At 32.6% G+C, this 21,262-nt stretch carries 23 protein-coding genes and 1 pseudogene; 9 read left to right on the forward strand and 15 right to left on the reverse strand.

Translation table 11 applies throughout. The features are described from left to right. Positions 1 to 1,326 precede the first annotated feature (1,326 nt). Positions 1,327 to 1,521, forward strand: a complete 195-nt coding sequence (locus tag BAQ49_RS11460; RefSeq protein WP_071745410.1) for a hypothetical protein — start codon at positions 1,327 to 1,329, stop codon at positions 1,519 to 1,521. 746 nt (positions 1,522 to 2,267) lie between these two features. On the opposite strand, the gene BAQ49_RS11465 is transcribed toward BAQ49_RS11460, so the two are convergent. From BAQ49_RS11465 to BAQ49_RS11500, 8 genes and pseudogenes are all read right to left on the reverse strand, one after another. Beyond that, positions 2,268 to 2,459 (reverse strand): DUF3954 domain-containing protein, encoded by a 192-nt coding sequence (locus tag BAQ49_RS11465; protein ID WP_071745411.1) that lies wholly within the window; start codon positions 2,457 to 2,459, stop codon positions 2,268 to 2,270. 71 nt (positions 2,460 to 2,530) lie between these two features. Continuing rightward, positions 2,531 to 2,893, reverse strand: a complete 363-nt coding sequence (locus BAQ49_RS11470; RefSeq protein WP_001126003.1) for a hypothetical protein — start codon at positions 2,891 to 2,893, stop codon at positions 2,531 to 2,533. A gap of 10 nt (positions 2,894 to 2,903) precedes the next feature. Then, the gene (locus tag BAQ49_RS11475) at positions 2,904 to 3,884 is read right to left on the reverse strand and encodes a DnaD domain-containing protein (RefSeq protein WP_071745412.1); all 981 of its coding nucleotides are present in this window, start codon (positions 3,882 to 3,884) and stop codon (positions 2,904 to 2,906) included. Between the two features lie 117 nt (positions 3,885 to 4,001). Continuing rightward, positions 4,002 to 4,286 (reverse strand): hypothetical protein, encoded by a 285-nt coding sequence (locus tag BAQ49_RS11480; protein ID WP_071745413.1) that lies wholly within the window; start codon positions 4,284 to 4,286, stop codon positions 4,002 to 4,004. Between the two features lie 185 nt (positions 4,287 to 4,471). After that, a complete protein-coding gene (locus BAQ49_RS11485; RefSeq protein ID WP_000151171.1) occupies positions 4,472 to 4,693 on the reverse strand; it encodes a hypothetical protein in 222 nt (73 codons plus the stop codon). A 28-nt stretch (positions 4,694 to 4,721) separates the two neighbouring features. Next, on the reverse strand, positions 4,722 to 5,237 hold the full coding sequence (locus BAQ49_RS11490) for a helix-turn-helix domain-containing protein (protein WP_071745414.1): 516 nt from the start codon (positions 5,235 to 5,237) through the stop codon (positions 4,722 to 4,724). 67 nt (positions 5,238 to 5,304) lie between these two features. Continuing rightward, a complete protein-coding gene (locus tag BAQ49_RS11495; protein ID WP_071745415.1) occupies positions 5,305 to 5,604 on the reverse strand; it encodes a helix-turn-helix domain-containing protein in 300 nt (99 codons plus the stop codon). Next, a pseudogene (locus tag BAQ49_RS11500) lies at positions 5,604 to 5,839 on the reverse strand (helix-turn-helix transcriptional regulator). The gene BAQ49_RS11495 and the pseudogene BAQ49_RS11500 overlap by 1 nt, the downstream one beginning before the upstream one ends. 153 nt (positions 5,840 to 5,992) lie before the next feature. Between BAQ49_RS11500 and BAQ49_RS11505 the strand changes: the two are divergent. Further along, entirely contained in the window at positions 5,993 to 6,379 is a 387-nt protein-coding gene (locus tag BAQ49_RS11505) for a helix-turn-helix domain-containing protein (protein ID WP_071745417.1), read from the forward strand. Between the two features lie 39 nt (positions 6,380 to 6,418). Here BAQ49_RS11505 and BAQ49_RS11510 read toward each other — a convergent pair whose 3' ends face one another. Then, entirely contained in the window at positions 6,419 to 6,976 is a 558-nt protein-coding gene (locus BAQ49_RS11510) for a hypothetical protein (RefSeq protein WP_071745418.1), read from the reverse strand. A gap of 20 nt (positions 6,977 to 6,996) precedes the next feature. After that, on the reverse strand, positions 6,997 to 9,618 hold the full coding sequence (locus tag BAQ49_RS11515; RefSeq protein ID WP_071745419.1) for a lipase/acyltransferase domain-containing protein: 2,622 nt from the start codon (positions 9,616 to 9,618) through the stop codon (positions 6,997 to 6,999). Positions 9,619 to 10,080: 462 nt separating this feature from the next. On the opposite strand from BAQ49_RS11515, the gene BAQ49_RS11520 reads away from it, so the two are divergent. Beyond that, positions 10,081 to 10,599: an ImmA/IrrE family metallo-endopeptidase gene (locus BAQ49_RS11520; RefSeq protein ID WP_071745420.1), complete on the forward strand. Its 519-nt coding sequence runs from the start codon at positions 10,081 to 10,083 to the stop codon at positions 10,597 to 10,599. 19 nt (positions 10,600 to 10,618) lie between these two features. Next, the gene (locus BAQ49_RS11525; RefSeq protein WP_071745421.1) at positions 10,619 to 11,758 is read left to right on the forward strand and encodes a site-specific integrase; all 1,140 of its coding nucleotides are present in this window, start codon (positions 10,619 to 10,621) and stop codon (positions 11,756 to 11,758) included. A 354-nt stretch (positions 11,759 to 12,112) separates the two neighbouring features. Here the strand turns inward: BAQ49_RS11525 and BAQ49_RS11530 are convergent, their stop codons facing one another. Together BAQ49_RS11530 and BAQ49_RS32900 are read right to left on the reverse strand one after the other, a co-directional pair. Next, positions 12,113 to 12,388, reverse strand: a complete 276-nt coding sequence (locus BAQ49_RS11530) for a stage V sporulation protein S (RefSeq protein ID WP_000427797.1) — start codon at positions 12,386 to 12,388, stop codon at positions 12,113 to 12,115. Between the two features lie 191 nt (positions 12,389 to 12,579). Next, positions 12,580 to 12,735 carry a hypothetical protein gene (locus BAQ49_RS32900; protein ID WP_165616041.1) on the reverse strand — a complete coding sequence of 52 codons (156 nt, stop codon included), beginning with the start codon at positions 12,733 to 12,735 and terminating at the stop codon, positions 12,580 to 12,582. A gap of 183 nt (positions 12,736 to 12,918) precedes the next feature. On the opposite strand from BAQ49_RS32900, the gene BAQ49_RS11540 reads away from it, so the two are divergent. Continuing rightward, positions 12,919 to 13,503 carry a preprotein translocase gene (locus BAQ49_RS11540; RefSeq protein WP_071745423.1) on the forward strand — a complete coding sequence of 195 codons (585 nt, stop codon included), beginning with the start codon at positions 12,919 to 12,921 and terminating at the stop codon, positions 13,501 to 13,503. Between the two features lie 194 nt (positions 13,504 to 13,697). Here BAQ49_RS11540 and BAQ49_RS11545 read toward each other — a convergent pair whose 3' ends face one another. From BAQ49_RS11545 to exsG, 3 genes are all read right to left on the reverse strand, one after another. Continuing rightward, entirely contained in the window at positions 13,698 to 15,302 is a 1,605-nt protein-coding gene (locus tag BAQ49_RS11545) for a lipase family alpha/beta hydrolase (RefSeq protein ID WP_071745424.1), read from the reverse strand. A 267-nt stretch (positions 15,303 to 15,569) separates the two neighbouring features. Beyond that, positions 15,570 to 15,779, reverse strand: a complete 210-nt coding sequence (locus tag BAQ49_RS11550) for a hypothetical protein (RefSeq protein ID WP_000830289.1) — start codon at positions 15,777 to 15,779, stop codon at positions 15,570 to 15,572. Positions 15,780 to 16,026: 247 nt separating this feature from the next. Further along, entirely contained in the window at positions 16,027 to 16,179 is a 153-nt protein-coding gene (exsG, locus tag BAQ49_RS11555; RefSeq protein ID WP_000395676.1) for an exosporium protein ExsG, read from the reverse strand. A gap of 212 nt (positions 16,180 to 16,391) precedes the next feature. Here exsG and BAQ49_RS11560 point away from each other — a divergent pair, with 212 nt between their 5' ends. The 4 genes from BAQ49_RS11560 (at position 16,392) to nirD (ending at position 21,243) form a co-directional block, all read left to right on the forward strand. Next, positions 16,392 to 17,342 (forward strand): excalibur calcium-binding domain-containing protein, encoded by a 951-nt coding sequence (locus BAQ49_RS11560; protein ID WP_071745425.1) that lies wholly within the window; start codon positions 16,392 to 16,394, stop codon positions 17,340 to 17,342. Positions 17,343 to 17,546: 204 nt separating this feature from the next. Then, on the forward strand, positions 17,547 to 18,254 hold the full coding sequence (gene ric, locus BAQ49_RS11565) for an iron-sulfur cluster repair di-iron protein (RefSeq protein WP_071745426.1): 708 nt from the start codon (positions 17,547 to 17,549) through the stop codon (positions 18,252 to 18,254). 251 nt (positions 18,255 to 18,505) lie between these two features. Continuing rightward, positions 18,506 to 20,911: an NADPH-nitrite reductase large subunit gene (gene nirB, locus BAQ49_RS11570; RefSeq protein WP_071745427.1), complete on the forward strand. Its 2,406-nt coding sequence runs from the start codon at positions 18,506 to 18,508 to the stop codon at positions 20,909 to 20,911. Between the two features lie 14 nt (positions 20,912 to 20,925). After that, positions 20,926 to 21,243 carry a nitrite reductase small subunit NirD gene (gene nirD, locus BAQ49_RS11575; protein ID WP_071745428.1) on the forward strand — a complete coding sequence of 106 codons (318 nt, stop codon included), beginning with the start codon at positions 20,926 to 20,928 and terminating at the stop codon, positions 21,241 to 21,243. The last annotated feature ends 19 nt before the right edge of the window (positions 21,244 to 21,262 follow it).

Consider the following 21,262-nt stretch of genomic DNA (forward strand, 5'->3'; position numbering starts at 1 on the left):
CTTGAGGGCCAGGAACAGGAACAGGACAAGGAAAAGCAATCCTACATTGCCTCTGAAGTTCATGCAGACGGGATTTAGCCTTTTTATTTTGTTGCATATATATCCCTCTAATCTTTTATTTGTTTTTTATACAATTAGTTTTATTATATGAACAGACAAATCAATCAGACATAATGAAGATGTTTAATTATGGCCATTGCATCTTTTCATATAATACCCACATACCTGTAAAACTTATGAAATAAAAATATTAAAATTATATTTCTCTATCAGTCCCCTTTTTCTATAAAATAACTATTTTGTTCGAATTTTAGATAGATGTTAAAATTCTTCATAAAGGAGGCCTATTGATGAAAAAATCATGGAAAATTTTTTCTCTGGTTATCCTCATAGCGATTGTCCTTTTAATAATTTTATATTTTGTTGGTATGTCACTTTTTTGGAACCAACCATAAGTGAATGATTATTTAATAAACATCCCGTCAATACTGTATATGACATTAGATTTTCTCCTTGTTCTCCCTTGGAGATACCGAGCAGTTAGCTAATTGAGCTAGCTGCTTTGTTTTTTAACCATTTTTGTAGGAATACAATTTATATGCATAATTTCTGAAGTGAGATCCATACTATATTTAGGTCTTAGGTCTTAGGTCTTAGGTCTTAACATCTAAAACCCTTATTTAAGCCTTAGACCTAATAAAGCACCCATCTCTCTTCATTGAGGCTAAGCAGTTAGCTTTTGCTAGCTGCTTTTTTAAATTTATCTGAATAAAATTCCAAAACTTCCACATAATATCTACGAGCCGTTCAATTCCTGAATAGCAACCTTTTTCTTTTGTTAACAAGTTGCAATGGAGCAGTTAGCTTTGGCTAGCTGCTCTTTTGTTTTCAACATTTAAGCAGGTTTTGAATACATTAAAGTCTACCTTTCTTTATAACGTGAGCTGGCCACTTACGCTATTCCCATGCAACAAAGGGCACTAATGAAAGTGTCCTTTGTTGCATGGGAATATTTTATAAAATGAAGTTTTTGTTTAGCTTTCTTTTTTGCATAACATTTTCACTTCTGCTCATACTATAGTTGTAACCTTTAGTTACAGTGTATTGTGGGTATTGTTCTTGTTGGACGATAAAGCAGTTAGTTCATTGAGCTAGCTGCTTTATCATTTATATAAACATCACCATTTCCTAAGTACAAAATAGCGTTTTTGTTCAAATTTCTACGGTACTTATATACGTGCCTATATATCCAAAAACAAAAATATAGTAAAATATATTTATAAGCTCGTTTAATACTTAAATCTATAGAGAACAGGAGGTCCGTATATGAATAAAAGACTTAATGTGTTAATGAAAATTACGCCTTTCCTAAGTGTACTCTTTATCTTAATTGGAATATCTATGGCAATATTCAGTGCATTAGATCATAACCTAAAAATATTGACAGGTTCACTATTCGTAATTGCACAAGCTGTACTTGTAATTACATATACTAAGATGTTTAAAAAAATTGGTTTCTAAAACATTGAATACCAGCTGAAATGATAAATATATCTACTGAACATTTCAGCTGTCCTTTTCTATTCAAATAACGATTTTATATAAAAACTGCACATACATTAGAAACATACATACAATAATCATAATCATCTCAGTTTTAGCTATTGAGCACCTTTTAAGGTGCTCTTTATTTTTTCAAAGGTACTCACCATTTTCATATAACACGCATATATTTACATAGACAAGACATAGATTTTATATAGACATGTACAATTTTTGTACATGTTTTTTATTTCAATACATAATAAAGATTTTATTGTACAACTACACATACCTAAAACAGCATGCATACAATATCGTGTGTATTCATATTCAATATAAGTTTTGATCTAAGAGCGCCCTGGAAAGCGCTCTTTATCTTTAAATAAGGATTTTGTTCTGCTTTTTTATTTGAATCATATAAATAACAATAGGTAAGTAATTATCTTGATCATTAAGTGAGACTTATTAAGGCGCCTATACAGGGCGCTCTTTTTTGTCTCAAATAACGCTTTTGTTTATTGAAAACTAATTAACTATAATTTGAAGAATCGGAAATATTTACTCAATGTTTTTTTCTGAATACTCATGATATTATTTATGTGCTGATGTTCACCATCCCAAGAACTCAGTAATTTCATCCACAGGCTCCACTCTCACCCTTTTGAGAATGGAGCTTTTATTTATAAGGATTATCCTCAATTAATTTTTATAAAATTCAAATTTTATTATAATAACTGTGTTTTTCGCTCTTCCATACGAATTACTTTTCCACTTTGATATACAAATGATTGTTCACCAAATCCGCCTTGAGGTGGTTCTATTATTTGGACCTGACCATTTTTAACAATATATATTCCGTTTATTTTCAAATCTATTTCAGCTGTCATTTCTACAAGGTTTTCTTTTCTAATTCCCACCATAATCACTCCCATATGTTATAATTACTTTGTCGAAGTAAGTCGGGAGCAATCTCGGCTTTTTTGTTTGTCTACAAATATCGCACAACATTTTCTGGAACAAATGATTGTTCAAGTGATAAATGGAGCCGTATTGGAATCGGCTTTTTTTCATCCCGTGCTTGCTTACACATTTTTTCTGCTTCTTCCCATACAAATTCTTTATCCTCCGATCGCTTATAGCGCCAAATACCAATCACGTAATCTTCAAACAACTCATAACGCTCATCAGGTGCTGTCGTTGGTTTTAATTCGTCAATCGCCTTTGCTTGGCGTGGTATTTGTACAACAACGTCAGCAAAACGTAGTTTAGAATTTAACCGATGAACATGAGCCTTCTTAGGATCAAATGACACAACTGGTTCAACATCAAAGATTGTTAGCTGCTTTGGCATTACAATCCTCCTAAGCCTCTTTTTTATATTTAGATAACACTTGTTCTAAACGTTTACGTTCAGCTTCTAATTCGGTTTCACTACGCTCTACTGACTGAGAATGTGTTTCCGTATCTTGAGTATGTAACCAATCAGGAACAATTTCTTTTCGAGCATTATTTCTTCCACCACGTGACTGATATTTCTTACGGAATTGAGCTTGTGCAGCTTCAACATCATTAATGCTTTTATACCCTTTAGCATGCCAATCTCTTAAAATTCCTTGCACATAAGACATATTAGGTGCATTTTTTTCTAAAGCGATTTTCATTGCCTTAATTACAAGTTGTGTATTTAAATCATCAATCCAAGCGTTAATACCTTCAGCTACAAAAGGTTTAAGAACTCCAAAATTTTGTTCATAAAATGCTATTGGATTTTCTTCTGCTACTTTTTGCATTTCGGAGCAGCTCGCTGCTTCTTTTGTTTCTGTTTTTGTTTCTTCTTTTTCTTTTGTTTCTGTTTTTGTTTCTTCTTTTTCCTTCATAGGGTCATCGAAGCCCCTTGCAAGCCACTCAAAACGAGCTTGGAAGTACTCCTTAATACGAGGAATTTTAAAATCCTGCTGTTTCTCTTGCTCTAAACAGGTTTCATAAAAATCAACTAAAAACTCCTCGTCTTTAATGCTCTGTATTTCTTTCAGCACACACTTTTCAATGTTCATATTTGTAATAGCATTAAATTTAAGCCAATTAAGCAACATGATTTCTTTAGTCTTCTTGTTGTAATTAATTTTTCCGTAATCACTAAACCGCTCTAATAGTTTCTCAACTGTTTCACGGTTATATCCTGTATCCATTTCTATAACACGTAATGGAAGCTCATAAATTCCACTCTGAGAAGTTTTACTGTTAGTCATTAAATACAAGTAAAAGTATTTCTCCTCTGGTGTAAGATCTAAAACAAATGCATCTTGCCAATATGAAACCTGAACAGGTCTATAAACTGCCATAATATTCATCCTCCATTGTTTTACTTGGTTTACTTTGATATACTTAATCTACTTTTATTTTTATAAAGACTCTCTATAAGAGTCTAAAATCTATCACTCTGCCAAGTGATAGATTTTTTATTTTCTACGACTAACTAATGATGCATCGATTCCTTTCCCTTGAAGATTTTTAACAACTACTCGATAACTTTTTGATACATCATGTTCTTCTCTTGCGTTACGAATACTCTTGAATTCTTTAGCGCACCTATTTAACTCTTTCTCCCAGTGATCTGCTTCATCAAGCGAACCAGCATTAAACATGTTATGAATACATGTCACCATGCAGTTATGTAATTCACTTGCAAAAGCAAAGTCTCCTGGTAGAACTAAATCAAACAGACGATTACTTTCTACTTGCATGTTTCATCCCTCACACTTCAAATAATTTGATACTGTACGTATCGTTATGACCAGAAAGCACAATCTTATAAACTATTAACAATAGGAGAACAATTCTTTCTGGCCATAACGACAAGCGCAGTTGCTTGTCGCATTAAATCGGAATATGTTATAATTTATTTGTTGATATTATTGGTTATCGCGGGCTATGCGGTAGCCATTTCTTTTTTCTTTTTATTTTTCAAAACAAATGCAGCTTCTATAATTCGAATTCTTATCTCCGTTAATTTCTTCTCTTGCTTTAAACTTTTTGCCTTTATAAAATCTCCACAAATTGATGCGATTCGGATATCACCATATAAATTTGCTTCTTTTCTTACCAGTTCTTTATATTGCTTTAAAGTTGGACTCACATAATCAATTGTCATTACTTTAACCTCCCTAGTAATAATCAAATTAACCATCTGTATATTTCCTTGCTCTTAATGAAACCTTCCAATACTTAAATATATCTGTCATTGAAAAACCGTACTGATCACATAAGACCGCTACTAGACTCATCATCGAACCTGTAGCATCTAAAATTTCATGCATAGCCTTTTTCATAGATTCTTTCTCATGTTCAGACCATACTTGTGAAGGTTTAAACCAACATAATGTATCAAGCTGTTTCAAAGCTTCATTTGTTTCTTGCTGAACCATGTACCTCATACTTGTGGGATGAGGGTCTATGTATTCCCCATTAAAGAATGGAATACTTACATGACCTGTTGCCTCACTCCACATTTTAAAAAACAATTGTGGGTCATCTATTCCTTCAGTAATACATTTTCGTAGGTCTTTCGGTATTCGTCGTTTTTCAGTTTCATATTTTGCTAGTGACTCACGACTCACAGGGATTTCTAAGGAGAGTTGTTCTTGAGTGATTCCCTTTCGTTTACGTGCCATAGCAACTTCTTTTCCTATAGACATCGTTTACTTCCCCCATTCGTACCTAACGTATTATTTATTTGTGACAACCCAACATGGTAACTTAGTATTAGACGGATTCTTTAAATGGATTGTAATACTCTGTATTGTTTTCTACCCAGTCAGTATGATTTTCCATCCACTTAAAAAGAAGATGTGTAGGAATAAGAACCCCTGCTTCACGACATACTGGGAAATCAGGACGATTTAATAACTCAGATGCTTTGGTACGTTTGATATGTAACAGTTCCATTAATTCCGAAATAGTTAAAAATGGTGGTAGTTCGTTCATAGGTTGAAGATGCTCGGTTGCTTTTTGCACTTCTTCTCGGATGATTTGACGGAATGATTCAATATCGAAGTTAATCATTATTTACACACCTTTCTAATTGTATTTTTAGTAAACCATAGTTTACAAAAAGACCCTAAAATATCCTTTCCACATTCGTCCCTAGAGTTTTTGCAATTTTTATGGCTAGTTTAACATTTGGTTGCTTTTTATTGTTTTCAATTTCAGAAATATAAGTACGAGATGAGCCAACACAAATCGCTAATTTTTCTTGAGATATTGATTTTTCTTTTCGGAATACAGCTAATTTATTCATATACTTATCCTTCCTTCCTTTGTATTCATATGATTACAAAATTAATTGTAAACTATAGTTTACTTAACTGTCAACAATGTTTTACTTGTTTTTTTGTCTATTTTCGTTTCTTTTTGTAAATTATTGTTTACAATTATGATAGGAGGTTGAAAAATGAAAAAGACTCTTGGTGAAATTATTAAAGATTATCGTTTTAAAAATAAGCTCTCCTTGCGAGATTTTGCTCAAAAATGTGATGTAAGTCATACATATATAGATAAACTAGAAAAAGGCCTCGACTCTAGAACTGGCAAACCTGTAGAGCCGACACTGTTGGTAATTGAAAAAATATCAAAAGCCATGAATAAGAAAACAGAAACTCTCTTAGAAGAGATTGGATTCATTAAAAGAGAAGGTATAGAGGAAGAAACAGATATAATTAATGATTCAGATTTAGGTCTCTGGTTTAAAGATATTAAAGACGCCTCACCTGAAAAACGGGGGGAATTAAAACGTTTTTGGGAGTTTATTATGTATAATGAAAATAATAGAAAAATGTAGATTGATAAAAAATAAACATGCATTTTGCATGTTTATTTTTTATACTATTGAAGGGATAAATGGTTTATTTTCTTTTTTTTTATAAGGTGATTTTAATATTACCTGAACTAAATATCCCTTTGATTGTAAATTTAGCCTTATTTTATTTTCAATCGACTTTTCAATACTATCTACCCACTTATTTTCCTCTTTAATATTTACTACAATATCAAGTTCTTTAGCTTGTTTAGGCCTTATGCTTATTTGTGCTATATCAATAATAAAGCCTTTTTGTTTAAATTCACTTAACACTATGGGAACAACTATATCTTCTAAAGTTTTATACTCGTTTTTATCATAAATTATTTTTATCCCTTTAATTACGCCTCTAATTAAAGGGATAGCAAGTGGTATGATAGCTAGTGTAATCCATTTTATAAAAAATATATATAAAACAATACTGTTTACTACTGCTACTATCACTGGGAATATAGTGTATTTTAATAAATATAAAATGGATACATCAAACATTATACTTTTTTGAAGTTGTTTTTTAACTAATACATAAGACCATGTTAACAAAATGAATAGCGTTAAATTAACAACTAATATTTCCACTATATTCCCCTCCTTGATTTTTATTCAGTTGTTCTTATTGATATGTTTTGAGATCTTAAACTATTCTCATTCCCATTACTATTTTCAATAATATTAATTTCTAATGTTGGAGCTGCATTACTTAACCAATAATCTTTATTTAACTTCTTATTTATCATATCCAAATTTATATCGGCAATGTAAACATTTTTCTTTAAATCAAATCTCACATCTTCAATTTCTGTAAAGACGTCATCTTTAAAACCATGAATTTTTATAAAGAATTTTAATTCCTTAGAATTTATATATCTATTCCATTCATTATCAATTAGTTTAAACTCTAAAGAATACAAAGGAAACTTATTTAATACTATATCTTCTGCAAGGTTTTGAAAAGCTACTTGATATTTTTTATTTCTCATTATTCGAACTTTATACAAATCATCCTCTATTCTTATCTCTGAACAGTTAGCAATGTTTTCTTTGTTAATTTTTGTGTAACGAGTACCTTTTCCTTGGAATTCTTCTGGCATAATAAACCTAGTTTTATAATTACCCAACTGCAGAAACTCTATAAATTGTTCCAGTGACTCTTTACTAGCAGTACCTTCAAATATCGAAGCGATTGCATCTTCTGCTATTGTTGTATTGTACTTTTGTTCTTCACCAAAGATATCCACAAAAGAAATCGACAACTTTCTATGCGCCACCCTATAAAATACATCATTTCCATAAACGTCTGTTTCATTATCGAATTTCCAATGAATCTGTCCAATACCTAAATTATACTTTGCCATTACCTCTTCATATATATCCTTATATTTTATATCTAGTGTATATTGAGTAGGTAAAAATTCAATTTCCACTTGAATACTATTTAATGGTAAAAGAATCACATCAATTTTTTTAGCATCCTCCATATTTCCAAAGATATCTTTAGTAAAATATTCTATATTGTTTAATCCTTCGTTAAGTTCTAGAAGCATTTCACCTGCTTCATTCATACAAACTATTTCACCATTAATCGTTACAAAAGTACTATCTATTTCATATGTTCCTTGTTCAATATTATTAATACGAAAATAAGTATTGCCTCTAACTATAACTGCTTCATTTTCATTAACAATATAAGTATTTGCTCCAACAATTTCTCCAGAAGTCTCTGGACATGTAATCTCACTAATAACTTCTTCAATACTTGAATCAATCTCGATTGGTTCTTTGCCCTCAACCTCAACATATAATTTGTTCTCTTCAATATCATCTGAAAGTACTAGTTCAGCTTGCATATCAGTATTAATCGTAAACGTTTTAAAAGCATTTCTTTTAACGTTCTCACCATTAACATATTCATCCACAGTTACTGTTGTTGGACCTTGATCATATGCACGAATAACTAAACTTTCAAAATCATCTATTTTATCAGCTTCTCCATCAAATAATACATAGGTAGTGGTCCCTATAGTTTTTACATTATATTCTTCCTTCGTTATTTCTTTTAATCCCTCTTCATCAATTGTCTCTATTGCACCATACACAATATTACCATTTTTATCCACCAATGAAATCGCAACTGGACACGCAACTTTAATAATTGTCCCGTTATACCCCTTATTATGTGAACTATCCAATCTTGTGAAAAGCAATTCTGATTCTATTAATTCCCCCATAAGAGTATCCTCTTCTTTAGTAATCATATCTTTTACTAAATTCCTAACGATTGGACTCTTCGGCAAATCACTATGTTCCACTTTATGTACAAAAAACGATCTCTCTTGATGAGATATAGCACTAAATAGAGGGACTGTCCCATCACCGCTTCTAAAATCGCCTTCCGCCTCTTTCAAGGAATTCACATTAATTCCAGAAATAGTACCACTGTTTATTCCTACAATCTCATAATGATTAACATGTTCAGGCAGTTCTTCAGATAACAATTCTCTGAAATCTTCAATTACCTTGGAATATTCTAATTCACAATTTAAAAAATCTTCCTTTATATGTTTATCAAAAAATTCATCATGATCTTGATAACATACATCATTTATTTTATATGAGACTAATTCTTTTGTTTCAACTTGTCTAGCAAGCTCGCAATACCTATTTGAAGGAAGTAGCTGGTATATACTTGGGAAGTACGGCGATATCTCCTTACATGTTTTTTCAGATAAAAAGAGCCCTCTAAAAAGATTTTTTTCCGGTATAGCTTTACCGTATTTCAATGTTTTATATGCATCCATTGCACCATTCCATGGAGTTCCTATTGTAATTAGTTTAGATACTCTATTAATTAAATCAGAGCCTCTATGTTCATTAAGGAATAATTTTGCTAATATCCCCCCCATACTATGGGCCACAATAACAATTTCTTCTGCACTTGGGTCAAGTTTTTTTTCCAATTCTTTAAAATGATTTAAGTTATTCTGTCTCCAATCATACGGAAATGGAGTAACATTATTGGATATTGCTTTTAATTCTTCAACTAATTTTTTGTACGTATATGGTTCAAGTTTAGATGCATAAATGCTGGCTTTATTGATATTCTTTAAAGTTTTATATTGATCAAAGGCATAATCTGACCATGGCCAAATTTGGATATATTTATTCTTTAAAGTACTACCCATGATTCCGGGTATAACAATTATTTGAATATTATTTGACATCTCGAAAACTCCCCATTCTTATATTAAAATAATTAACTTCAGCTGCTATAATGTCTTAAATCTTTTATTTATCATACAATAACTACTAATTTTTAATGTTTTTATCTTTTTATTTATATACCAATCTAGCTATTAGTTTTTCTGTCTCATAATAACAATTATAAAATTAACTTTAGTATATATACTTTCTCTCTTATTTCTCGTTGCAAATTACAAATCTCTATTCCTCCTCAAATCCTTAAAAGTATATAAGTTTTTTAATTTTTCATCTTTTTTCGTTTCTTATTTCTACTATTATATTTTACCATAAATTTCATTCATCTATAACCATATCTTAACACTTACTTTCTATTAAAAGGTTGAATTATAACTTTCGAATCACATCTTTTAACTTTGTATTATTTATTATATTATATTAAAAAAAGAACAAACGTTCTTATTCAATTGGAATGGAGTGAAAATATGTATCAATCGCAACCCTACTACACTACACAACTTGAAGACTATATCCAGCACTTGTACCAATCCTTATCTATTATTGTTCCTGAACAAATTGATATGATGGAGATTGCGAAAAAGTTAAACATTTGGCTGTATTTTGCTCCATTTGGAAGTCATGCAATGGAAAGAAATCAAATGGCTAACTTAGTTATTGATAATCGTATCTCTCAGCAAGAACAATGGGAGGATTTTGGCCATGAGACCTGTCACATTCTATTTCATTCTGGTAATCAATTATTAATGCACCAAATGTTTCTAGATTATCAAGAAGCAAAGGCTAAAAACTTCGCACAACAATTTTGTGTACCTACTTTTATGTTAAGAAACATTCCTCCCCTACAGTTAAAAGCATATATAATTGCAGAAAAATTCAATGTAACACCACAGTTTGCCGAAAAAAGGCTTTTACATTATGAAAATCAATTACTAGCTAGTAAATTACAAAAAGAAATATCTCAATACTATAATTGTTCCAAATAACAATAAGGAGGGCTTATTTATGCAAGGATACTTTCATAAACGGGGAGAAAAATGGTCATTTACAATCGATATAGGTATCGACCCAACTACAGGAAGAAGGAAACAAAAAAGCAAAGGTGGTTTTAGAACAAAAAAAGAAGCCCAAAATGTTGCTGCAACGATGATTACAGAGATAGAGAAAGGAATATATTTTGATGACAAACAATTAACTGTTTTAGATGTATGGGAAAAGTTAAAGCCTCTTCGTAAAGCTGAATTAAAAATTACATCTTATGAAAAAGACATGAGCTTAGTTAGGCTCTATATCCTTCCTCCATTTAGTTATAAAAAAATTAAAAGTATTAAACCCGTAATGATTCAAAGCTACTATGCTGAACTTAAGGAAAAGGGACTATCAAATGGTACAATCAGCAATATCCACCGCTGCCTAAGATGTATTTTCAAACACGCTGTAGAATGGGAAATTATACATGACAATATAATGAATAAGGTTAAAAAACCACGTGAAGAGCAAGGTGAGATGAAAACATGGTCTAGCGAGGAATGTAATCGATTTCTCCAGTATCTAAAAGAAAAAAATATTAAGTACTATATGTTCTTCTTACTTGCAATCTATACAGGTATGAGACGCGGAGAATTACTTGCACTAACATGGAAAGATATTGACTTTGATAATAAACGTATTTTGGTTAATAAATCGCTGGTAAAAACAGAAACAGGACTATTTAAAGCTGCTACAAAAACTAAGTCTTCAAATAGAAGCATTAGTATCTCTTCTTTTGTTATAGAGAAGTTACAATCCTACTACTCCTATAAAAAGAAAGAATTTTTCCGCTGGGGTATACACTTGAATGAAGAAGCCTTTATTTTCACCGGCAATACGATACATTCGCCCTTACATATAGATGCTCCTCATCGCTTTTTGAATGATCACTATAAAAAAGCTGGTGTTCCTCGGATTCGTATACACGACTTACGACATACTCACGCTACACTCATGCTTCAGGCTGGGGAACACCCTAAAATCGTACAAGATCGCTTAGGGCATTCATCTATTCAAATGACTTTAGACAAGTATAGTCACATCACACAGAACATGCAGCAACAAGCCGCAGAAAATTTTGAGAATGTAATAAAACCTTATGAAAATATCAAATAAAAACCGAAGAAATTCTAATGTGAGCAAAATGTGAGCATCGATAAAAAACAAAACTTATAAACCTTGATATAACAAGGTTTATAAGCCTATATCGTTGAATCTTGGGAGAAGAATGAGCAGTTTTGGTATTTATTTAAAAAACATAAAAACTTCAAAAATGCCAAATCCCTTATGTCACAAAGGATTTGGCATTTTTAAGTTTCTAGAAAAATCCGATAAATATAAGTGGAAATTAAAAGACATGAATCCGGTACACTACTGTGTCCAAGCTCAAGGAACTGTCAAATGAAATAACGTGTCTAACTTTTTGGAGTCTATTGACCTTTTCAAATCCCCTTTTATTAGTGCTCGCTATTAAGACCTTTTTCTTCTAGGACCTACAATTAATTTGATTGCTGTTCTTTCTTGATTATCGATAGTAACCTCTTGAAACGCTGGAACAAGAACCAAGTCAATTCCACTTGGAGCGACAAAACCTCTTGCAATCGCAATCGCTTTAATCGCTTGATTTAAAGAACCAGCTCCAATTACTTGGATTTCTACATTACCACTTGCTCTCAGTACGCCCGCTATTGCACCTGCTACTGAATTCGGACTTGATTTTGAGGATACCTTTAATATATTTTCCATGTAAGTTGCTCCCTCTATTATTTAATCTCTCTTTTCTTACTGTTTGAAATATAACTAACGTATCTTTAACTACTACCCATATCGAATACAAACAATTCTGTATAATTACATTCATTCGATATTTTTTGCCTTCTTCCTGCCCAACTACATAAATAAAAAACAACGACTAAGTTAGAAACTTAATCATCGCTTTATCCATTTCTCTGTTTCACTAAAATGCTGTCCTTAAAATGCTTCTCATCTTTACTTTGGCGATATACTATCTTAAAGTTTAAATAATTCAACATTTTAAAACCTTGGATAGAGTTATCTGCTAAATTTTTAGTTTTTTCGTCTTCAAAAGTCATTACATATATAATTCTAATTCTATTCTTTTGAAAACTATACCTCCTCATTAGAGCACTTTATATTATGCCAGCTTTTTATCCCAAATCTATTACCTTATATATGGGCAAGTATACACGCCACTTGCTTTTCGATTGCATAAACTACTATGTGTTATACATTTAATATTAATATGAGGTAATATTTTGGGTTCATACTATCATTCTTCAAGTTCATATAAAAAATGTTCATGCCACTCTTCTTCTAGTTCATATAAAAAATGTTCGTGCCATCAATCTTCCAGTTCGTATAAAAAATGTTCATGCGACCATTCACATAAATCATCTAAGCCTGCTTACGGCACTTTTTGGCAAACTGAGTTTATAACTGTTCCTTTTGGCGGTTCTTTTCCGTTTAATCACGTTGGCCCTTTGGCAGGAGGAGTTTCCTTACTAAATCCGACTACTATACAATTTAGTAAAGCTGGTGATTATAGAATTTCTTTCATTTCAAGTATTAACACTACGTTAAATCCTGTATTTCCCCATCTTCCAGTCATAATTATATTTTTAAATAACAATCCACTTGCTAATAGTCAAGGTGATTTCGCTTTTCAAATGAATACTTCATCAAATAACAAATGCCTTCAACTAGTTGGCGAAACTATTGTTACGGTTCCAGCTAATTCAACTCTTCAACTTAGAAATAATAGTGGTTTCAATCATCAAAGTATTGTAACTTGTGATAATGGTATAAATTCAGTTGAATTAACAGTTACAAAACTAAATTAATACCATTCCCTCACATTCAGATGCTAATTCAGCATCTTTTTTTATTACATAACGTTTTTTGATTCCTATCGTCCTCTTATACAACATAAACTCCCATTTCACTTTTTTATTCATTTACTAAATATGAAAAAGTGCCGAAATCCTTCTACCACAAGAATTCGGCACTTTTTTTATTAAAACCTATTCATTCTTTCCTACTTCTCCACATAAACCGACTTAACTATCGTACGATTATAAGGTTGTCCTTCCTTATTCATCCCTTTTATATCAATTGTAACGTTATATACACCTGGCTGTTCTATATTTTTCAAAGCACCTGTAAATGTATTTGTATTAATATTTTGCGATTCATTTGATTCTGAAACTAACTTTCCATCTTTATTAATTACTCTTACTGTTACTGAAAGATCGCCTTTCATTTCTGGAGCTACAGGTGATTTTTTGAGTTTATACTCTGCTTTATTTACTTTAACTTTTGCCGGCATTTGAAGGACGAACGGAGCATCTTTTTTGTAATCGGTTACGATTACATATGCATCTTTCGGCTGCTTCGCCATCATTTTAACTTGCCATTCTCCTGCTTCCATTTTATCAAATTTAAATGTTCTTATAGTCGCTCCTTTAAAGAAAGATTCACCTTCACCAGTAGATACAGCACTATCTTTATTTGTATAAACTTTTCCTTTTGGAGATATTAGTTGTATTTCTACATCCGAAGAAGCTGTTAAAACAGAAACTACCCCTTCTGCCTTTTTATCAACTGCGACAGTTTGCCCTACCCACTGATTTTGTGACAACTCTCCTCCTAAAATAGCTTGATTAGAGGTTGTGTTTAATTGTTCTACCTTTTCCTCTGAACTATTACTTGGGGCTAATAAAACCGGTACTGGTACATTCGCCGTCCGTAAATATGGTTCAATTCGTGCGAAAACAGCTGAACCTTTTCGTATATTATCATGATCAAACCGTGAATCTGTAAATAAATGTGTTCCATATGGTAACTTAGCACTCCATTCGTTCACTAACCCATCATTAGAACCATATGATGACAAATACAACCCGCCCATAGATAATGCTGAAAAAACAGGTCCCCAGCTTGTCCCAGTAGCCGTATAGTAACGGTTTAATTTAGCTGCTGGATTATTATCTATTGTAGAACGAAACTTTGCCATTTCACCTATTTGTAATGAATATGTCCCATCATCTTTTTGACCTAATATAGAGGCAAGCCACCCTGCCCACCAACTATATGATAAATCCGCTAAATTTGATCCGTAATGTGGAGTGGCAAGCGTAATAACATTTCCAACAAATCGATTCGCTCCATATCCAACTAACGCAGCTTGTGTATCGATACCACCTTTACTGTGAGCTACAACATTTACTTTTTTACCAAAATGATTATAAATCTCTTCAAGCTTTTGTGCTAACAATTTTCCATTGTCCCATTGGCTAGCAGATCCTTTCCCTGCGGCATCATATAATTGAATAAATACAGTTTGATAGCCTGCTTTCAAAGCATAATCGTACATATCATTCATATCATGATATACTGTCTTTCCATACCAACTATCCGCATTACCATTTCTTCCTTGTACAAAGAGAATTGGTGGTTTATTCTCATCATAATTAGCAGGTTTCTGACCTAAAAACCATTCTCCAGGAGTAAATACTTCTTGATTTGGAAAGCCAGTCTTAAGCTCTGTTACAACCTCTGCGTGTACATTTGTACTGACAACCATCGGACTCATAAAACAAAGTAAAATAAGTAATACGATACACCTTTTCATAATCCCCATTAAAATCCCCCTTTTCCCCTTGAAAGAAAGCGCTACCATAACGTTGAACACCAATTGTTTTTATTCCATTTAATCGATTACTTTTACAATACATTTGATAAGAAATTAATAGCCACATTCCTTTCTTATCAAACGTTATTCTCTCAACATTCCTTCATTCCTTTTTGCAATAAGCGTTTTATATATTTCTCAATAAAGCTTTTTCTTTACAAAAAAAGCTGCGTATAAAAGGTCTCTTTAATAACCTTTTATACGCAGCTTCTTTGTTTAAAACTCGATGATGTACTCATCATCATATTTATCGTATTGCAAACCAGCTCCTATTTTCAATTCTGTAACTTTATCTCTTAGAAATGGTGCATCTTCTATTTTACTGGTTGCAATTTCAATTCCATATTTCTTCGTTAAATGCGCTAACTCTATTAAAAACCATTCTCTTCGCAACGCGACTGGAATATCATACGTCCGTCTTTTCATATATACTAGCACCTCATATATTTTCATTATTTAAAAAAGTACTACTTCTACTTTCGATACACTTTTTTAAACTATCGTTTATCATCAAAGGCCAATGAAACATTATAGTATATGCATGTCTGTTTTAAACGTGCTATTGCAAAAATAATATTAAAAAACTGAAAACACTCATTTAGTTTACATAAAAAAATTATGTAATAGTAAAAGGTAAGGCTTGTCCCTCATCCTTTTACTATAAAAATCTAAATTAAGAACATCTTGGTACACCTAAAGCTAAAAATAAACCTGCTACTCCTGCTGTAATTGGCACTTTCAACGTAATAACATCATCTACTTTTGTTACTAAAAAGTAAGCATTCCCTTCTTGTAACACGCAATTCACTAATAATTGAAATTCCATTCAAATCTCCTCCTTTCAAATGAGATACTATAATCTATGAAATTTTTTTCAAAAAGTAATAGTAATCAAATCCATTTTTCTTTATATATAAAATAATTGTTTATCTATCTATTAAAAATAATATAAATCTTTTTATTTTATTAAAAACCCTGTAATTCCCAATAGATTTTTATATAATCAATAGAGAAAATCTTACAAATGGAGGTATTCAAATGACAGTATTGAGTAATATTGGTGCGGCTTTATTTTTTATTGCTTTTATCCTTTTAATTCTTTGCATCATCTCGTTCTTTAAGAAAAATGGTAAAGTAAAACAATATGGTCGTTCTACCGTTATTCTTTTTATGATTTCAATCGTCTTAATAATAACTGGCGCAGAGACTTCTAATCACCCAATTGTTGAATTCTTTTCTATTTTAAGCTTTGTTTTATTTATTTTCTTCCTTGTTCTAGCAATCTTATCTGTAATTAAGAAAACCGGTGTAGCAAAAAAACAATTTATTATTACAGCTATTTTATTTGTCATTTTTGTTGCGCTATTAGGTATTTCAGGTCCTTCTTCTGAAAAAACGACAGCAACGAATAAACAAGTTGCTTCTAATAGTGAAGAGAAAAAAGATGCCGAAAAGAAAAAGGAATTAGAAAAGAAAGAAGCGGACGAAAAAACTCGTAAGCAAGAAGATGAGAAACGTCAAGCTGAGGAACTAGCTCGTAAGCAAGAAGATGAGAAACGTCAAGCTGAGGAACTAGCTCGTAAGCAAGAGGATGAGAAACGCCAAGCTGAAGAACAAGCTCGTAAACAACAAGAAGAGCAACAGCGTCAAGCTGAAGAACAGGCCCGTAAACAACAAGAAGAACAACAACGCCAAGCTGCTGAGCAAGCTCGTAAACAACAAGAAGAGCAACAACGTCAAGCCGCTGAGCAAGCCCGCAAACAACAAGAAGAGCAACAACGTCAAGCTGCTGAACAAGCTCGCGTACAACAGGAACAACAAAAAGCACAGCAAGCTCAAACAAAACCAGCTACAAGTAACAATAGTAATGTAATTTACAAAAATTGTACTGAAGTTAAGAATGCTGGAAAAGCTCCATTATATAGAGATCAACCAGGTTATAGCTCTAAACTTGATCGTGATGGCGATGGAGTTGCATGTGAAAAATAGTAATAAAAAAAGAAGCTTCTAGTAAGCTTCTTTTTTTATTATCAGAAACTATTGCGACCAATTACCCTCCCTCTCACTTTTATAAAACTCATTTTAGAATTCTCAAAACTGACACATTATAAGTGATTTCAATCACCACATTATTTTTCACTTATCGCTATTCTTAATTTAGATATTACATTTAAACTTTATGGAGGCATTCATATGGAACATACATTTACTGAAACTTCAATTGTTGGTGAGATTGTTACGCAATTCCCGAAAGCTAGCGACCTTTTTAAGTCATATAGAATAGATTTTTGCTGTGGTGGTAATAGACCACTGATTGATGCAATTAATGAAAGAAATTTATCAGCTTCTGAAGTAATTACAGAGTTAAATACACTTTATCATAATACGAAACTATTAAACGAATCTGAAATTGATTGGAAAAATGCTTCTTATCTCGAATTGATTGATTATGTAATTAATAAGCATCATCGCTATTTAAATGAGGAGTTGCCGCAGTTAAGCCCGTATGTAACGAAAGTATTACGCGTTCATGGAGCGAATCAGCCTCATTTAGCTCAAATTCATAAGCTATTTCATGAACTTAAAATGGAATTAGAACAACATTTAATTAAAGAAGAAACGGAAGATTTCCCATTAATTTTAGAATTCGAACAAAATCCAACTGATGAAAACTATGCAAAGTTACGTAAAGTAGTAGATGAGTTGGAGAATGAACATAACCACGCTGGCAATATTATTAAAGAACTTCGTAAGGTGACAAATGACTTTACTCCACCAGAAGGGGCTTGTGGCACTTATCGCCTTGTTTACCAGCGCCTTGAAGCCATTGAATCTGATTTATTTGAGCATATTCATTTAGAAAATAATATTTTATTTCCGCGTGCAATTACAAAAGCATAAATAAAGTGCAGGACATGAGTATAAATGCTCATGTCCTGCTTTTTCATTGTGTGAAAAATATTTATACTTCCCCTCCCCCTCTACCCATATCACCAAATTCTCTTTCGCTTCTCCCTTCACATAAATCCGAATTTTAACAATTTGTGAATCATTATAAAAGTGTGATAAATATCACATCTTCCCCTTTTTTGATTTTCTATAATGAGAATATAATACTTTGTTCAGAATTTCACATAAAAGGGGAAATGAATATGAAAAAACGTTTAGTTATGATCGGAAATGGTATGGCTGGAATACGCTGTATGGAAGAAATATTAAAACATGATAGTGATTCATATGAGATTAATATTTTTGGAGATGAACCACATCCAAATTACAATCGCATTATGCTCTCTCATGTTCTACAAGGCAAAACAAGTATGCAAGATATCATTATAAATGAATATAGTTGGTATGAGAATAATGAAATAACTTTATATACAAACGAAAGCGTTCAAAGTATTAACCGAGAAGAAAAAATCATTATTACAGAAAAGAATCGTACTCTTACATACGACAAACTCATTATCGCAACAGGTTCTAGTGCTTTTATTTTGCCTGTTGAAGGTTCTACCCTTCCTGGTGTGACAGGATTTCGAACAATTGAAGATACACAATTTATGATAAATACTGCTAAAGATAAGAAAAAAGCCGTTGTCATCGGTGGTGGATTACTTGGTTTAGAAGCCGCAAGAGGCCTCATTGACTTAGGAATGGACGTACATGTCGTTCATTTAATGCCGAGCTTAATGGAGCAACAACTAGATACCAAAGCGGCTTCTCTCCTTCGTGAAGATTTAGAAGCACAAGGCATGAAATTTCTCATGGAAAAGAAAACGGTAAAAATTCTTGGTACAGACCACGTTGAGGGCATTCAATTTGAAGATGGTGAAGTTGTAGATTGTGATTTAATTGTAATGGCTGTCGGCATACGCCCGAATACTCAAATAGCAAAAGATGCTAGTTTAATTGTAAATCGCGGTATTGTAGTCAATGACTTTATGCAAACAAATGATGAATCTATTTATGCAGTTGGAGAATGTGCGGAACATGACGGTATCGCCTATGGCCTTGTTGCTCCTTTATATGAACAAGGTGCAATATTAGCAAAACATATAACGAATTTACAAACTGATGGATATACAGGCAGCATCGTCGGTACGCAATTAAAAGTTGCAGGTTGTGATTTATTCTCTGCTGGCCAAATTTATGAAGATGATCAAACGAAAGCAATATCAATCTTTGATGAATGTAAACGTTCCTATAAAAAAGTATTAATTTGCGACAATAAAGTCGTTGGTATCGTTTTATACGGTGATACTGCTGATGGTACACGCCTCTTCAGTATGTTAAAGACAGAAGAAGATATACAAGAATATACAGCAGCTTCCCTTCTTCACAAAGCTGGTGAAGAAAGTGAACTTAACGTTGCTACTATGAGTGCCGATGACACTGTTTGTGGATGTAATGGCGTTACGAAAGGCACAATCGTACATGCCATTTTAGAACAAGAGTTAACTACTTTTGAAGAAGTAAAAGGATGCACAAAAGCCGCAGGGTCTTGTGGTAAATGTCGTCCGCTTGTTGAACAAATTTTATCTCATACACTTGGAGATGCATTTGATGCAACTGCACAATCTGCCGGTATGTGTGGATGTACAACTTTATCACGTGATGAAGTCGTAACGGCGATTCATGAGAAAGGTTTAAAATCCCCAAAAGAAGTACGAAATGTTCTTGGTTTTGCACATGAAGACGGATGTTCGAAATGTCGTCCTGCTTTAAATTACTATTTACGTATGGCGATTCCAGAAGAATATGCAGATGATAAATCATCCCGTTACGTTAATGAAAGAATGAATGGTAACATCCAGCATGATGGTACATTTTCTGTTATTCCACGTATGTACGGAGGCGTTACAACCGCAGATGATTTAATGAAAATTGCTGAAGTTGCGAAAAAGTATGATGTTCCCCTTGTAAAAATTACAGGCGCAAGTCGAATCGGTTTATATGGTGTTATGAAACAAGATTTACCTAACGTTTGGGCTGACTTAAATATGACTTCTGGATATGCGTATTCAAAATCCCTTCGTAATGTAAAATCGTGTGTTGGTTCTCGTTTCTGTCGTTTCGGTACGAAAGATTCATTAGGACTTGGTATGCTACTTGAACAATCATTAGAAATGGTAGATACACCTCATAAAATGAAAATGGGTGTAACGGGTTGTCCACGTAACTGTGCTGAAGTACTTACGAAAGATTTTGGCGTTGTTTGTGTCGAAAATGGATATCAACTTTATATCGGCGGAAATGGTGGTACGGAAGTACGTGAAGCTGATTTTGTAATGATTGTCCCTACTGAAGATGATGTTCTTCGCATCGCTACAGCTTACATGCAATATTATCGTGAAACTGGTATTTACGGAGAACGCACTGCCTACTGGACAGAACGATTAGGCTCCGATCATATAAAAGAAATACTACAAGATACAAACATGATCACGATGTTAAATGAGCGTTTCCAAACAGCTCGTAGCACATATACAGAAGCATGGGGACAAGCGCTAGGATCGAAGTCATTAAAAGCAATGTATGAAGTAGAAACTGTAAAATAAGGAGCGTGCACTATATGTTACAAACGAAAGAAAAAATAAAAATTATGCGTGCAGAAGACCTTCCTATTCAAATTGGTAAAGAGGTGCAAATGAAGGGTATGTCTATCGCCTTATTTCGTCTCTCAAATGGCGATGTTCGAGCTGTAGAAAATCGTTGTCCTCATAAAAACGGTCCATTAGCAGAAGGAATTGTATCTGGGGAATTCGTCTTTTGCCCACTACATGATTGGAAAATTTCATTACTAACAGGTGAAGTTCAAAAACCTGATGACGGTTGTATTCAAACGTACGAAGTAGAAGTTATTGATGGAGATATTTATATATACATGTAATTTACAAAAGGAAGCCTCC

The sequence above is a fragment of the Bacillus proteolyticus genome (assembly GCF_001884065.1).
Taxonomy (GTDB): Bacteria; Bacillota; Bacilli; order Bacillales; family Bacillaceae_G; genus Bacillus_A; species Bacillus_A proteolyticus.

Coding starts and splice junctions, on each gene's coding strand:
- nirD (WP_071745428.1), top strand. CDS start 20,926: ATGTTACAAACGAAAGAAAAAATAAAAATTATGCGTGCAGAAGACCTT.
- BAQ49_RS11460 (WP_071745410.1), top strand. CDS start 1,327: ATGAATAAAAGACTTAATGTGTTAATGAAAATTACGCCTTTCCTAAGT.
- BAQ49_RS11490 (WP_071745414.1), bottom strand. CDS start 5,237: ATGTCTATAGGAAAAGAAGTTGCTATGGCACGTAAACGAAAGGGAATC.
- BAQ49_RS11550 (WP_000830289.1), bottom strand. CDS start 15,779: ATGAAAAGACGGACGTATGATATTCCAGTCGCGTTGCGAAGAGAATGG.
- BAQ49_RS11485 (WP_000151171.1), bottom strand. CDS start 4,693: ATGACAATTGATTATGTGAGTCCAACTTTAAAGCAATATAAAGAACTG.
- BAQ49_RS11475 (WP_071745412.1), bottom strand. CDS start 3,884: ATGGCAGTTTATAGACCTGTTCAGGTTTCATATTGGCAAGATGCATTT.
- BAQ49_RS11480 (WP_071745413.1), bottom strand. CDS start 4,286: ATGCAAGTAGAAAGTAATCGTCTGTTTGATTTAGTTCTACCAGGAGAC.
- BAQ49_RS11545 (WP_071745424.1), bottom strand. CDS start 15,302: ATGGGGATTATGAAAAGGTGTATCGTATTACTTATTTTACTTTGTTTT.
- ric (WP_071745426.1), top strand. CDS start 17,547: ATGGAACATACATTTACTGAAACTTCAATTGTTGGTGAGATTGTTACG.
- nirB (WP_071745427.1), top strand. CDS start 18,506: ATGAAAAAACGTTTAGTTATGATCGGAAATGGTATGGCTGGAATACGC.
- BAQ49_RS11520 (WP_071745420.1), top strand. CDS start 10,081: ATGTATCAATCGCAACCCTACTACACTACACAACTTGAAGACTATATC.
- BAQ49_RS11525 (WP_071745421.1), top strand. CDS start 10,619: ATGCAAGGATACTTTCATAAACGGGGAGAAAAATGGTCATTTACAATC.
- BAQ49_RS32900 (WP_165616041.1), bottom strand. CDS start 12,735: ATGACTTTTGAAGACGAAAAAACTAAAAATTTAGCAGATAACTCTATC.
- BAQ49_RS11470 (WP_001126003.1), bottom strand. CDS start 2,893: ATGCCAAAGCAGCTAACAATCTTTGATGTTGAACCAGTTGTGTCATTT.
- BAQ49_RS11530 (WP_000427797.1), bottom strand. CDS start 12,388: ATGGAAAATATATTAAAGGTATCCTCAAAATCAAGTCCGAATTCAGTA.
- BAQ49_RS11505 (WP_071745417.1), top strand. CDS start 5,993: ATGAAAAAGACTCTTGGTGAAATTATTAAAGATTATCGTTTTAAAAAT.
- BAQ49_RS11560 (WP_071745425.1), top strand. CDS start 16,392: ATGACAGTATTGAGTAATATTGGTGCGGCTTTATTTTTTATTGCTTTT.
- BAQ49_RS11515 (WP_071745419.1), bottom strand. CDS start 9,618: ATGTCAAATAATATTCAAATAATTGTTATACCCGGAATCATGGGTAGT.
- exsG (WP_000395676.1), bottom strand. CDS start 16,179: ATGGAATTTCAATTATTAGTGAATTGCGTGTTACAAGAAGGGAATGCT.
- BAQ49_RS11495 (WP_071745415.1), bottom strand. CDS start 5,604: ATGATTAACTTCGATATTGAATCATTCCGTCAAATCATCCGAGAAGAA.